The organism is Streptomyces sp. NBC_01788, assembly GCF_035917575.1.
Taxonomy (GTDB): Bacteria; Actinomycetota; Actinomycetes; order Streptomycetales; family Streptomycetaceae; genus Streptomyces.
The window spans coordinates 6,997,392-7,009,886 of record NZ_CP109090.1 but is presented as its reverse complement, the minus strand read 5'-3'; the positions used below and the strand labels follow the sequence as shown (position 1 = coordinate 7,009,886).

The following is a 12,495-nucleotide window of genomic DNA, read 5'->3' as shown; positions in this document are numbered from 1 at the left end:
CCGGATCCCGTAGCCCGTGTCGACCGACCGGTTCAGGCCCGGGGAAAAGGAAACCCCTTTTCCCCGGGCCTGAACCGGATGTCCCCTCGGTCGAACCCACCGCCGCAATTCCCTTCCCCAGTCTTTCGCAGCCCACGACGAATGGTGGAAACATGACTGCGCAGACGATGTCGACACCGGACGACATCTCCACGGTCGATCTGACCGATCCCAGAACGTTCGAGGAGAACGACCTCCGTGAATACTGGCGCCGGCTGCGCACCACGCGGCCGCTCCACTGGCACCCGCCCACCGGCGACGCGCCGGGATTCTGGGTGATCAGCCGGTACGCGGACGTCATGGCGCTGTACAAGGACAACAAGCGGCTCACCTCGGAGCGGGGCAACGTGCTGGTCACGCTGCTCGCCGGCGGCGACTCCGCGACGGGAAAGATGCTCGCCGTCACCGACGGCGCCCCGCACCGCAACCTGCGCAACGTGCTGCTCAAGGCCTTCTCCCCGCAGGCCCTCAAGCCCATCTCCGACCGGGTCCGCCAGAACACCACCCACCTGGTGGTGGAGGCCGTCCGGCGCGGCGAGTGCGACTTCGCCACCGACGTCGCCGAGCACATCCCGATGAACACCATCTCCGACCTGCTCGGAGTGCCCACCGCCGACCGCGAGTTCCTGCTAAACCTCAACAAGTCCGCACTCAGCTCGAACGAGGAGGGCCAGTCGGAGACCGACGCCTGGCTCGCCCGCAACGAGATCCTGCTGTACTTCAACGAGCTGGTCGCCGAACGCCGGGCGAAGCCGACCGAGGACGTGATCAGCGTGCTCGCCAACAGCACCGTGAACGGCGAGCCGTTGAGCGAGGAGGTCATCGTCCTCAACTGCTACAGCCTGATCCTCGGCGGCGACGAGACCAGCCGCCTGTCGATGATCGACGCCGTGCGGACCCTCACGCGGCACCCGGACCAGTGGCAGTCGCTCCGCGACCGCGAGGTGACGCTGGAGTCGGCCACCGAGGAGGTGCTGCGCTGGGCGACCCCGGCGATGCACTTCGGCCGGCGCGCGGTCATCGACGTGGAGCTGCACGGCCAGGTGATCGCCGCGGGCGACATCGTCACGCTGTGGAACAGCTCGGCCAACCAGGACGAGGAGGTCTTCGCCGACCCGTACGTCTTCGATCTGAACCGGTCGCCGAACAAGCACATCACCTTCGGCTACGGCCCGCACTTCTGCCTCGGCGCCTATCTGGGCCGGGTCGAGGTGAACGCGATGCTGGACGCCCTGCGCACCTACAGCACCGGGTTCGAGGTCACCGGCGAGCCGCAGCGGATCCACTCCAACTTCCTGACCGGGCTGTGCAGTCTGCCGGTGCGTTTCGAGCCGGACGAGGCGGCGCTGGCCGCCTACGGCAGCGGGAACGGGGCACGCGGGTGAACCCGTCCGCGGGAATGGGCCCGTCGAAGTGGCTGCGCTGCTACCGCAAGGTGGCCCGGCCCCGTCTGCGGCTGGTGTGCTTCCCCCACGCGGGCGGCGCGGCCAGCATGTTCCGCGACTGGCCGCGGTGGCTGCCGGACGACGTCGAGGTGACCGGGGTGTGCTACCCGGGCCGTCAGGACCGGCTGCTGGAGCCGTGCATCGACGAGATGGGCGCGCTGACCACGCCGATCGCCGATGTGCTGCAGGCCTGCGCGGGAGAGCGGCTCGTACTGTTCGGGCACAGCATGGGCGCCTCCGTCGCCTACGAGGTGGCGCTGCGCCTGAAGCAGCGCACCGGCTCGGCGCCGGGACGGCTGTTCGTCTCCGGCCAGTTGCCGCCGCACCGGGTGGTGCCCAAGAGCGTGCACCTGCGCGGCGACGACGCGATCGTGGAGGAGGTACGCCGGCTCGGCGACCCGGACGCCGGCACGGTGCTGGACGATGCGGACCTGCGGGAGCTGGTACTGCCCGCGATCCGGGCGGACTTCCGGCTGATCGGCACGTATCTTCCGCGCCCGGTCACGCCGCTGGCCACCCCGGTGACCGCGTACGTGGGGAGCGAGGACGAGCAGGTGCCGGTCGAGGGCCTGCGGGAGTGGGCGGCGGTGAGCGCCACCGGCCGCTTCGACCACCGGGTGTACCCCGGCGGCCACTTCTATCTGATGGACGACCCCGAAGCCCTCGTCCGCGACCTGGCCGGCCGTCTGACCGGCCACCTCGCGGCCGCCCGCGCCGCCGGCTGAACCGGCGGACGCGGGGAGAGTGGTGGTCAGGAGAGCGCGAAGCGCGCGCCGGCCACCGAGAGCAGGGCGCCGAACACGTCGATCACCACGATGCCCACGACCAGCGACGTCCACCATCTGCGGCGGGCGTTCCGGGTGCGGATGAACTGCCAGGCGGCCAGGGCCAGTACCACGCCCTGGACCAGGAAGCACGGCTCGAAGACCAGGAGGTCCTGCACGGCCGAGAGGTGGTTCGCCTCGGCCGCCTCCGCCGCGCCGACCCCGGGCACGACCGGGAAGTCGACGGCGCCGTGGTGTCCGCTCAGGTACAGGGCCTTGGTGACGAAGCCGTAAAAGGCGTGGGAGACGCACACCACCGCAGCGATCCACATCGGCGCCAGCAGCACCCAGGCGCGCACCCGGCTGTCCGTACGGCGGTTCAGCGCGAGGACGAAGAGCGCGCCGAACAGCATGATCGCGCTCACCACCCAGTTGACCGCCTGCACCGCGGACTTGTCGTGCCGCGCCAGGAGCGGCAGTCCCCAGGTGCCGCCCACCGCCCAGTACACGTGGAGAAGCATGAAGAGAAACGTGAAGACGAAAGCCAGGTGAACCCAGACCGGCCGGGGCGGGAGTTCGGCGCCCGGCTCCCGGCCGGGTGAATTCCCGTCATTTTCACCTGGAATTAATGTTTCGCGTACCATTCAAATCCTCACCTAGAAGCCCGAGCACACCGCGGGCACGGTATCACCGGGCGCGAAGGCGCGAACCCCGCGCATATCGGAGTTTTCAATGAGGGGGCCGGTTCCGGCCACGCCGCTGCTAGCGTCGGCGGCGCCGATGCGGCAGCCGTCGCGGTCGGCGAACCCGTAGCGTATGGGGGTGAATGCGTGGACATTGCAATTCGGGCCGAGGGACTGAGCAAACGTTACGGTGGAAAGCAGGTCAAGGACGCGCTGAACGGTGTCGACCTGTCGGTCCCCGCCGGCACGGTTTTCGGGCTGCTCGGGCCCAACGGCGCCGGGAAGACCACGACCGTGCGCATCCTGGCCACCCTGCTCTCCGCGGACGGCGGCGAGGCGACCGTGGCCGGATTCGACGTGCGCCGGCAGGGCAAGGAGGTCCGCCGGCGCATCGGGCTGACCGGACAGTACGCGGCGGTCGACGAGCGGTTGACCGGCCGGGAGAACCTCCGGCTGATCGGCACCCTCTACCACCTCGGCCGGAGTGCCACCCGGGCCAGGGCGGACGAACTGCTGGAACGGCTCGACCTGACCGACGCGGCCGACCGGCCGGTGAAGACCTACTCCGGCGGCATGCGGCGCAGGCTCGACCTCGCCGCCAGCCTGATCGCCGAGCCGCCGGTGCTGTTCCTGGACGAGCCGACCACCGGCCTCGACCTGTCCAGCCGGCTGACCCTGTGGGAGGTGATCCGCACCCAGGTGAGCCGTGGCGTCACCGTCCTGCTGACCACCCAGTACCTCGAAGAGGCCGACCAACTCGCCGACCGGATAGCCGTGCTGAAGGACGGCAGTGTCGTCGCCGAGGGCACCCCCGACGAGTTGAAGGACCGGGTGGGGGACGACCGGCTGCGGGTCACCGCCGCCTCCGCGGACGACGTCGTCGCCCTCACCAAGGTGCTGAGCCGGTTCGGCGTCGACGAACCGCTCGTGGACGAGGAGAAGCGGACGGTCTCCGTGCCGATGACCGAAGGCGTCGGCGGTATCGCGACGGTGGCCACCGAACTGGTCCAGGCAGGTATCCCGGTGGCCGACTTCCGGCTCAGCCGTCCCTCGATGGACGAGGTCTTCCTGTCCCTGACCGGCCCCGCGACGCGGCCGGTGACCGAAGGAGCGGCGACATGAGCGAGTTCCTGAGCGACTGCCTCGCCCTGACGGGCCGCCACCTGCGGCATCTGACCCGGGTGCCGGAACGGCTGCTCAGCGTGACGCTGATGCCGGTGATGTACGTGATCGTCTTCGGGTTCCTGTTCGGCAGCGCCATGCAGGTCGAGGGCGGCAACTACCGCGAGTACATCATGGCCGGCATCTTCGCCCAGGTCATGCTGGCCAACCTGCAGACCACCGCGGTCGGCGTGGTCGACGACCTGCGCAACGGCCTGGTCGACCGGTTCCGCTCGCTTCCCATGTCCCGCTACGCCGTACTGATCGGGCGTACCGTCTCCGACCTGCTGCTGTCCACCGTAGCCATCGTCGTGATGGCCGCGGTCGGCTCCCTGATCGGCTGGCGGGTGCACACCGGCGCCCCGCACATCCTGGCCGCCTTCGGCATCCTGCTGCTGCTCGGCCTGGGCGCCGCCTGGCTCGGCGCGCTGCTCGGACTGTCCCTGCGCAACGTCGAGGCGGTCAGCGCGGTGATGTCCATGGTCATGATGCCGCTCACGTTCCTGTCCAGCGCGTTCATCCCGCTGAGCGGACTGCCCGAGTGGCTGCGCGCCATCGCGGTGTGGAACCCGCTGTCGGCGGTGGTCGGGGCCCTGCGCCGGCTGTTCGGCAACCCCACCTCCGTCGGCGACACCTCCTTCCCCTCGGTGCACCCGATCCCCGTCGCCGTGGTCCTCATCGTGGCGATGATCGCGCTGGCCATGCCGCTCGCCGCCCGCAGGTACCGGACCGCGGCAGCCCGCTGAACCGCTCGCCCGACAAGGCGCCGCCTACCCCCAAAGGAGCACTGCGATGACGCCTGGTGTCACCACGCCCGCCGACTTCGAGGCGGGCGACGGACCCGCGCCGGAACTCAACGTCCGCCCGCTCGTGGACACCACGCTGCTTCCCGACTGGCGGGGCTCCGGCCGGGTCGTGCACTCCGCCCACCGGGTCTACGAGCACCTGATCTCGCTGTGGGCGCCCGGCGTCATCGAGGCCGCGCACGACCTCGGTGTGTTCGCCGAGTTGAGCGCCGGACCGAGGACAAGTGACCAGCTCGCGCGGGCCTGCGCCGCCAACCAGCGGGCGATGCGGGTGCTGATGGACGGCCTGTACGCCTACGACATCGTCGACCGTGTCCCCGCCGAGGACGGCCCCGCGGTCTACCGGATGCCGGAGGAGATGCGCGAATGCCTGCTGCCGGACGGGCTGTTCAGCCTGGTCGGCAAGATCGAGTACGACCGCCAGCTGGCCTGGCACTCCTGGCGCAACCTCGCGGACGCGGTGCGCGGCGACAACCGCGACGAGACGGGCGGGCTCCAGCTCAACCAGATCAGCGAGCACAACTACGAGTCCCTGGTACGCGGCATCAACTTCTGGGCGCCGCCGATCGTCGAGGCGCTGCGCGGCGGCTTCGAGACGCTGGAGTGGCCCACCGACCGGCCCGCCTCCGTCCTGGACATCGGCTGCGGTACCGGTCTGTACAGCCAGTTGCTGCTGCGGGCGTTCCCGCGCTGGCGGGCCACCGGCCTCGAGGCGCCGGCCATCGCCCCGATCGCCACGGCGCAGGCCGAACGGCTCGGCGTCGCCGACCGGTTCGGCGTCCAGGTGCGTGACTTCTGGACCGAGAGCTGGGGCAGCGACCACGACCTGCTGGTCTTCGTCAACATCTTCCACCTCCAGACGCCCGAGTCGGCGCAGGAGTTGCTGCGCAAGTCCAAGGAGGCCCTGTCACGGGACGGCCTGATCTGCATCGCCGACCACCTGGTCACCGACGAGAAGGACGCCAAGTCGGTCCAGGACCGGTTCGCGATGCTGTTCGCCGCGTCCATGCTGGCCACCGGCGGCGGTGACGCCTTCCTGCTGGACGACTACGACCAGTGGCTCGCCTCGACCGGACTGCGGCGGGTCGCGGTGCTGGACACCCCGATGCACCGGATCCTGCTCGCCGGGCACGCCTGACCGGCCCGCGACGACATGGCGGAGTTCCTCGGCGACACGCGGGCCATCGCGGGCCGGCATCTGCGGCATCTGCTGCGCCTGCCGGAGAAGCTGGTCGGTTTCACCGTGATGCCGGTCGCGATGGTGGTGGGCCTGGGGATCCTGTTCGGCGGCAGCATGCGAGTGCCCGGCGGCGGGCCGTACGGCGCGTACGTGGCGGCGGGCGTGATCACCTCGCTCGCCGTCTCGACGGTCGCGCTCTCCGCGCTGGGCGTCCTCGACGACCTCCAGAACGGTGTGTTCGACCGGCTCCGCTCGCTTCCCGTCGACCGCGCGGCCATCCTGTCCGGGCGGATCGTGGTGGACTCACTGCCCGTGGTGGTGGCGATGGCCGGTGTGGTGCCCGCCGCGTGGATCGCCGGCTGGGCCGACGGGGTCCGCCCCACGGCGGCGCTGGCCGCGGTGGGCCTGGAGCTGCTGCTCGGCACGGGGTGCGCGTGCCTGGGGATCTTCCTCGGGCTCACCCTCCGCAACGCCGAGGCGGTCACCTCGCTCGTACCGGTGTGCCTGCTGCCGGCGACGTTCCTGTCCAACGCGTTCGTGCCGCCGGACGGCCTGCCCGGCTGGCTGCGCCAGGTGGTCGGCTGGAACCCGGTGACCGCGGTGAACAGCACGGTGCGCGATCTGCTGGGCACGGGAGCAACGCCCGCCGGGGCCGGTTTTCCGGACCGTCACGCCGCGCCGCTCGCCGTCGTCTTCTGTCTGCTGGTGATCGCCGTCACCGCTCCGGCGGCGGCGCGCGCCTACCGCCGTGCCGGGCCGATGCGGTGAGGCAGCCGGCGATCGTCCTCGACGGCTCCTTCCAAACCCGGCCACAGAGTTTTCGAACTGACCCGGAGCGGGTGTTTTCCCCCTGACTAGGCTGCGCGTATCAGGCGGACAGTATCGGGCTCCGCTTTTCCGCTCGGCCACCCACCGAACGCGCTGATGGCTGGAGGCGCCATGGATTTCGGCCTTTTCTACTTCGCGAACGACAAGGAGGACGTCGGCGACCGGTACCGGCTGCTGATCGAGGGAGCCAAGTTCGCCGACACCCACGATTTCGCGTCGGTGTGGACGCCTGAACGTCACTTCCACGCGTTCGGCGGCCTCTATCCGAATCCGGCGGTGACGGGCGCCGCGGTGGCCGCGGTGACCGAGAAAGTCGCGGTACGGGCCGGCAGTGTGGTGGCCCCGCTGCACCATCCGGTGCGTATCGCGGAGGAATGGTCGGTCGTCGACAACCTCTCCAAAGGAAGGGTCGGTATCGCATTCGCCTCCGGTTGGCACGCCGCCGACTTCGTCCTGCGCCCGGAGGGATATCCGACCCGCAGGTCCGGTCTGATCGACTCGGTGAAGGCGATTCGGAGGCTGTGGCGCCAGGAGCCCGCGACGTTCGTCGACGGCGCGGGCGAGAGCGTCGACGTGACGGTCTTCCCGCCGCCGGTGCAGCGGGAGTTGCCGGTCTGGCTGACCAGCGCGGGCAACCCGCAGACCTTCCGCGAGGCCGGCGAGATGGGCGCCGGGGTGCTGACCCATCTGCTGGGCCAGGGCGTCGACGTGCTGGAGAAGCGGATCGGCGAGTACCGGCAGGCCTTCCGCGACCATCACGACGAGACCGAGGGCGACGGGCATGTCGCGCTCATGCTGCACACGTTCGTCGGCCCGGACCGGGAGAAGGTCAGGGCGACCGTCCGCGGGCCGTTCAGCAAGTACCTGGCCAGCTCCTTCGACCTGGTCATCCACGCCGCCAGGGCCGCGGGCGCCGACGCGGTCGCGCTGGACCTGAACAAGATGAGCCCCGCCGACATCGACTTCCTGGTCGGCCAGGCCTTCGACCGGTACTTCGAGACCAGCGGCCTGTTCGGCACCGTCGAGGACGGGCTGCGGATGTGCGAGCGGCTGTACGAGATCGGCGTGGACGAGATCGCCTGCCTGATCGACTTCGGTGTGGAGACCGACGAGGTGCTGGCCGGACTGGCCCACCTCGACCTGCTCAGGCAGGCGTGGCGGGAACGCGAGCAGGCTCGGTGACCGCGCGCGCCGGGGCGCCGGGCGGAGCGGCGAAGGCACTGGACGCGGAGCCGGGTCCGGTCGGCGCCGGGGCGTATCGCGCGTTCATGAGTTCCTTCCCGACCGGTGTGTCCGTCGTGACCACGGTCGACGCCGACGGGCGGCCGCGCGGCATGACCTGCTCCTCCCTCGCCGGCGTCAGTCTGGATCCGCCGGTCCTGTCCGTCTGCCTGACGGTGACCAGCCGCACGCTCGGCGCTCTGCGTGCCCACGGCTTCTTCGGAGTGAACCTGCTCGGGGCCCGCGCGAGCGGGATCGCCCGCCTGTTCGCCGATTCCTCCCTGAGCCACTTCGAGCACGTGCCGTGGGAGCCGGCCGGCGACGCCGCCCTTCCCCGGCTCGCCGACGACACCGTCGCCTTCGCCGCCTGCCGGGTCCGCGACACCAAGGCGGTCGGCGACCACGTCGTCGTCTTCGGCGAAGTTCTCGGTACCGACTGCTCCAACGGCACCCCGCTGCTCTACGGCCACCGACGGTTCACCGTCTGGCCGGAACCGGCCCCGGACCGGGTCTGACCGTCCCCGGCCCGGCACGGGCCGCCCGACCCGGCCCGCCTTCCCCGGGCGGACGGCGCCGCCTCTCGCACAGGGCCGCCTCCCGACGGAACACGGCCGGCGGCCGCGGGGGCGGCCGGTACGGTCGGCCCGCCGCCGTCACGCCGGGTCGGCGGACGGCACCTCGGCCGGGGCGTGGTCGTACAGCGCCTCCCGGTCGTACTTGCTCCGCAGATAGGAGAGGTCCGCCAGGAGCCCTGCCGCGGTCACCTCACGCCCCCGCCCGGTCCGTACCAGTCGGGTCAGTGGCAGCGCGCCGGTCTGCGCCCAGCACAGCCGTCCCTCCGCGTCGAGGCGGCTGCGGGTGCGGCCCCGGTTGTCCGGGTGCACGCAGTACGGGATGTCGAGGCAGCCGCGTTCGAAGGCCAGCAGCAGCGCGCGGGCGAGGTCGGAGTGCAGGTTCAGCACCCCTTCGATCAGCGCCCGCGCTTCCGCGTACGTCTGTGTGTCCGTGTCCGGCGCGGGCACCGGCCGGGCCGCCGCGGCCGCCCGCGCCGCGTACTCCAGGGCGGCCACGTTCTCCGCGACGGTGGGGATCCGCCGCGACTCGGCGACGGTCTTGACGATGAGCCGCTCGGAGCCGGTCCGCACGGCCAGTTCGGCGGCCTCGCCGAGCAGCCGGTACGCGCCCGCCTCGGTGACCGGGTACGCCCCCATGTAGGCGTAGACGACCACGTGCCAGTCGACGTCGGGCAGCAGCTCGGCGCACAGCCGGCGCAACGCGAACACCGCCTCGGTGTCCTGGCCGGCGTGGGTCTGCTGGGCGTAGCTCACCGAGATGCTGCGGCAGCCGTACGCGCGGAAGAACAGCGCCTCCAGCACGCTGAGCGCCACCAGCTGGCTGGGCGGGCAGAGTTGGCCCATCATGCAGCCGCCGAAGGTCTCCAGGTGCGGTTCGGCGCCCTGGTCGCGCAGCCGGGAGAACATTTCCGTGCACTGCCGCCAGGCCGCGATCGACTCGGCCAGCGGGGTGCGTCCGTAGGGCAGGCAGTACGACACGGGCCCGCCCTCGGTCGCGTCCAGGCCCAGCGCGATCAGCTTGCGGAAGATGTGCTGGGGCAGGGCGGATCCGTGCCGCACCTGCACGGGGAAGCCGGCGTCCCGGACACCGGCCAGCATCGCCCGGGTCGTGGCGTCGGGGTGGCTGACGATGGGGTAGCCGTTGAGCGGCAGGTCCTCGCGCCGGGCGTGCTCGACCGCGGCCAGGTCACCGACCCTGGTGTAGCTGTCCAGGGTCAGCGTGCCGGCGGTGTGCCCGCGTGCCGCCTTGGTGGCGGCCAGCCCCGCCCGCATCCGCTCCGGATCGCCGAAACCCATGCGTGGCTGCACGACGAGAGCGCCGGCCCGCGCCCGCGCACGGACGAACGCGCCGAATCCCGGCTCCGCCTGGGTGGGCCGGCCGGGTACGAGGACGGTCACCGGGATCTCCCCGCGGTCAGCGCCGGCTGCGCGGCGGGCGGGAGCGAGGCGACGAACGCCGTGAAGTCGGCCGCGTCCGAGGCCTGGTCGGGGAAGACGGCGTCGAAGCCCGCGGCCATCAGGGCCCGCGCGTGGCGGCCGGCGTTCTCGTCGGACACCGTGAGCTTGCCGCCGATCACCATCGGCGTGGCGGCCAGTTCCGGGCAGGCGCGCAGCCGGGTGACCGCGCGCAGGCCGTCGGTGCAGCCGTGCCCGTTGACACTGCCGATGACGACCAGCGCCGGATCGATCCGGCGGCATTCGGCGACCAGCACGTCGTCCGGCACGCAGGGCCCGAGGTTGATCACGTGGTAGCCGAGTTCCTCGATGACGAGCTGGAGGTAGACCAGGTTCCACGTGTGCGCGTCGCTGGCGAGGCCCGACACCACCACGGTGCCGCGGTCCCGGTGGGCCGGGGGCGTGCTCACGCCGGCGATTTGGTTCTCCCGCTGTGCCACGGTTCTCCCTAGTGCCGATCGAGGTGGTCGTGGAGAGCCGGGCCGGGGGTCAGGGCACCAGGCTCGTGACGGCCACGGGCGCTCTGCTGAATTCCGTGCATTCTCTCTTGATGTTCTCGATCAGCATCAGAGTCGCGCGCGCCGAGGACAGGATCATCTGCCCTTCACGGGTCAGAGTGGTGCCACCTGAATTACGGGTGAACAGCTTGATACCCAGAGATCGCTCAAGGCATATGATTTGGTAACTTATTGCCGGTTGCGAGTATCCGAGCTTCTTGGCTGCGAGGTCCATTCGACCTATTTCGGCAATCGCGACAAAAGCGCGCAACTCGCGTTCGTGCATAATCGCCTCACAATTAAACAGATTATCAAGTGCCGAAACTTTAACATGCGATTCCTTCGCACGGCACGGCGCTTGCAGGAAGCTGCCACGTCAGGTGTAGAACGGGATCTGTGGAGCTTTGCCTGGTCGGTGAGGTTTAGGTATTTCCAGCCGGCTGCGCGGCATGTGCTTGTGGCACATCGTCGGTATTGCCGCGCAGCCGAAGTCGCCGAATGTCCGCATCGAGCCGGAGGAAAAGGACGAACTCGGTCGGGAAGTTCTCAGAGATTTCCGGCGAAGAGGTCACCCTGGACGGGCGTCAGCGCTCGCCTGCGAGGTCGAGGTCACCCGGGGAGGTCGGGGCGGCCTCGGCGGCCGGGGCGGCGGGAACGGCCTCCGGTCCCTCGGCGGCGCGGCGCCACGGGTGGGAGAGGGGCGCGGACACCGGTCGCCACCACGGCTCCGCGGGGACCTTGCCCGTGGGCTCGAAGGGCTCCCCCGGCCGCGGGAGCGCGACCGCCTGTCCGACCTCCTCGGCGGCGTCCTTCGTCCACTCGCCCGGCTCGGCCCAGGCGTGCGGGGCGAGGGTGAAGGTGCCCCAGTGGATCGGCAGCAGCACACCGGACGGCGCGTTCCCCTGGAGGTCCAGGTGGGCCCGGACCCCCTCCTCGGGCGTCATGTGGATGTCCGGCCAGAACTCGGAGTACGCGCCGATCTGGATCATCGTCGCGTCGAACGGGCCGTGGTCGGCGCCGATCTGCCGGAAGCCCTCGAAGTAGCCGGTGTCACCGCTGTGGTAGATGCGGTGCTCCTCACCCGCGACGGCCCAGGAGGCCCACAGGGTGTGCTGGGTGTTGCGCAGGGCCCGGCCGCAGAAGTGGCGGGCGGGGGTAGCGGTCAGGGTGAGCCCGCCGACCCTGGTGGCCTCGTGCCAGTCCAGTTCGCGCAGGCGGTCGGCGGACACGCCCCAGTGCTCCAGGTGGGCCCCGACGCCGAGCGGCACGGCGAACAGGGTGTCCGTGCCGGCCAGCGCCTTGATGGTGGGCAGGTCCAGGTGATCGTAGTGGTCGTGGGAGATGACGACGACGTCGACCGTGCCGAGCGCGGCCAGCGGCAGCGGCACCGGGTGCAGCCGGCGGGGCCCGACGAAGGGGAACGGCGAACAGCGCTCGCCCCACACGGGGTCGAAGAGCACCCGCTGCCCGTCGATCTCCGCGAGGACGCTGGAATGTCCCATCCAGGTCAGCCGCAGACCCGTGGCCGGGGGCCTGGCGAGATCGGCGAGCGTGGTGGCGTGCACGGGCACGGTGCCGCGCGGGGCGCGGCGGCGGCGCTCGTCCTTGTCGAGGTAGCGCCGCGCGAAGGCCGGCGTCGAGCCGGAGGGCCGGGTCCGGGCGGGGCCGCCGGGGTTCTGGAAGACGCCGTCCTTGAAATGGGGTGATCTGCGGATGCGCGCCATGCGCTCTCCGCTCGGGTCCGCGCCGAAGGCCTCGGGCCGCAGTGCACGGAGCCCCGGGTTCGAAGGACGGAATCCTGCCACGCTACCTCCAGGTGGAGTCGGTCAGGCTTTCCATTA

13 protein-coding genes are annotated in these 12,495 nt (G+C 70.8%); 8 read left to right on the top strand and 5 right to left on the bottom strand.

Going from position 1 to position 12,495, the window contains the following annotated elements:
• Positions 1 to 152: 152 nt before the first annotated feature.
• The gene (locus OIE49_RS31425; RefSeq protein WP_326805245.1) at positions 153 to 1,424 is read left to right on the top strand and encodes a cytochrome P450; all 1,272 of its coding nucleotides are present in this window, start codon (positions 153 to 155) and stop codon (positions 1,422 to 1,424) included.
• Positions 1,421 to 2,209 carry a thioesterase II family protein gene (locus tag OIE49_RS31420; RefSeq protein ID WP_234375659.1) on the top strand — a complete coding sequence of 263 codons (789 nt, stop codon included), beginning with the start codon at positions 1,421 to 1,423 and terminating at the stop codon, positions 2,207 to 2,209. Before OIE49_RS31425 ends, OIE49_RS31420 begins: the two co-directional genes overlap by 4 nt.
• Positions 2,210 to 2,235: 26 nt before the next feature.
• Here the strand turns inward: OIE49_RS31420 and OIE49_RS31415 are convergent, their stop codons facing one another.
• Complete coding sequence (locus OIE49_RS31415) at positions 2,236 to 2,769, bottom strand: DUF3995 domain-containing protein (protein WP_326805244.1); 534 nt, start codon at positions 2,767 to 2,769, stop codon at positions 2,236 to 2,238.
• 309 nt (positions 2,770 to 3,078) lie between these two features.
• Between OIE49_RS31415 and OIE49_RS31410 the strand changes: the two genes are divergently transcribed.
• The 6 genes from OIE49_RS31410 to OIE49_RS31385 all read left to right on the top strand — a co-directional run bounded on the left by OIE49_RS31410 (position 3,079) and on the right by OIE49_RS31385 (position 8,642).
• Positions 3,079 to 4,053 carry an ATP-binding cassette domain-containing protein gene (locus tag OIE49_RS31410; protein ID WP_326805243.1) on the top strand — a complete coding sequence of 325 codons (975 nt, stop codon included), beginning with the start codon at positions 3,079 to 3,081 and terminating at the stop codon, positions 4,051 to 4,053.
• On the top strand, positions 4,050 to 4,838 hold the full coding sequence (locus OIE49_RS31405) for an ABC transporter permease (RefSeq protein WP_100570023.1): 789 nt from the start codon (positions 4,050 to 4,052) through the stop codon (positions 4,836 to 4,838). Before OIE49_RS31410 ends, OIE49_RS31405 begins: the two co-directional genes overlap by 4 nt.
• Before the next feature lie 46 nt (positions 4,839 to 4,884).
• Positions 4,885 to 6,036, top strand: coding sequence for a class I SAM-dependent methyltransferase (locus OIE49_RS31400; protein WP_326805242.1), 1,152 nt, complete (start codon positions 4,885 to 4,887; stop codon positions 6,034 to 6,036).
• 15 nt (positions 6,037 to 6,051) lie between these two features.
• Positions 6,052 to 6,846 carry an ABC transporter permease gene (locus OIE49_RS31395; RefSeq protein ID WP_326805241.1) on the top strand — a complete coding sequence of 265 codons (795 nt, stop codon included), beginning with the start codon at positions 6,052 to 6,054 and terminating at the stop codon, positions 6,844 to 6,846.
• Between the two features lie 171 nt (positions 6,847 to 7,017).
• On the top strand, positions 7,018 to 8,088 hold the full coding sequence (locus OIE49_RS31390; RefSeq protein WP_326805240.1) for a MupA/Atu3671 family FMN-dependent luciferase-like monooxygenase: 1,071 nt from the start codon (positions 7,018 to 7,020) through the stop codon (positions 8,086 to 8,088).
• An 86-nt stretch (positions 8,089 to 8,174) separates the two neighbouring features.
• Entirely contained in the window at positions 8,175 to 8,642 is a 468-nt protein-coding gene (locus OIE49_RS31385; protein ID WP_326805239.1) for a flavin reductase family protein, read from the top strand.
• Between the two features lie 138 nt (positions 8,643 to 8,780).
• Here the strand turns inward: OIE49_RS31385 and OIE49_RS31380 are convergent, their stop codons facing one another.
• From OIE49_RS31380 to OIE49_RS31365, 4 genes are all read right to left on the bottom strand, one after another.
• Entirely contained in the window at positions 8,781 to 10,100 is a 1,320-nt protein-coding gene (locus tag OIE49_RS31380) for a methylaspartate mutase (protein WP_326805238.1), read from the bottom strand.
• Positions 10,097 to 10,567: a cobalamin B12-binding domain-containing protein gene (locus tag OIE49_RS31375; protein ID WP_326805237.1), complete on the bottom strand. Its 471-nt coding sequence runs from the start codon at positions 10,565 to 10,567 to the stop codon at positions 10,097 to 10,099. Before OIE49_RS31375 ends, OIE49_RS31380 begins: the two co-directional genes overlap by 4 nt.
• 79 nt (positions 10,568 to 10,646) lie before the next feature.
• A complete protein-coding gene (locus tag OIE49_RS31370) occupies positions 10,647 to 10,940 on the bottom strand; it encodes a LysR family transcriptional regulator (RefSeq protein ID WP_100570017.1) in 294 nt (97 codons plus the stop codon).
• Positions 10,941 to 11,238: 298 nt separating this feature from the next.
• Positions 11,239 to 12,459 (bottom strand): MBL fold metallo-hydrolase, encoded by a 1,221-nt coding sequence (locus OIE49_RS31365; protein WP_326805236.1) that lies wholly within the window; start codon positions 12,457 to 12,459, stop codon positions 11,239 to 11,241.
• Positions 12,460 to 12,495 lie beyond the last annotated feature (36 nt).

What these genes read in the sequence shown, in the direction of transcription:
- OIE49_RS31425 (WP_326805245.1), top strand. Translation starts at nt 153, where the DNA reads ATGACTGCGCAGACGATGTCGACACCGGACGACATCTCCACGGTCGAT.
- OIE49_RS31415 (WP_326805244.1), bottom strand. Translation starts at nt 2,769, where the DNA reads ATGCTTCTCCACGTGTACTGGGCGGTGGGCGGCACCTGGGGACTGCCG.
- OIE49_RS31405 (WP_100570023.1), top strand. Translation starts at nt 4,050, where the DNA reads ATGAGCGAGTTCCTGAGCGACTGCCTCGCCCTGACGGGCCGCCACCTG.
- OIE49_RS31400 (WP_326805242.1), top strand. Translation starts at nt 4,885, where the DNA reads ATGACGCCTGGTGTCACCACGCCCGCCGACTTCGAGGCGGGCGACGGA.
- OIE49_RS31395 (WP_326805241.1), top strand. Translation starts at nt 6,052, where the DNA reads ATGGCGGAGTTCCTCGGCGACACGCGGGCCATCGCGGGCCGGCATCTG.
- OIE49_RS31390 (WP_326805240.1), top strand. Translation starts at nt 7,018, where the DNA reads ATGGATTTCGGCCTTTTCTACTTCGCGAACGACAAGGAGGACGTCGGC.
- OIE49_RS31385 (WP_326805239.1), top strand. Translation starts at nt 8,175, where the DNA reads ATGAGTTCCTTCCCGACCGGTGTGTCCGTCGTGACCACGGTCGACGCC.
- OIE49_RS31370 (WP_100570017.1), bottom strand. Translation starts at nt 10,940, where the DNA reads ATGCACGAACGCGAGTTGCGCGCTTTTGTCGCGATTGCCGAAATAGGT.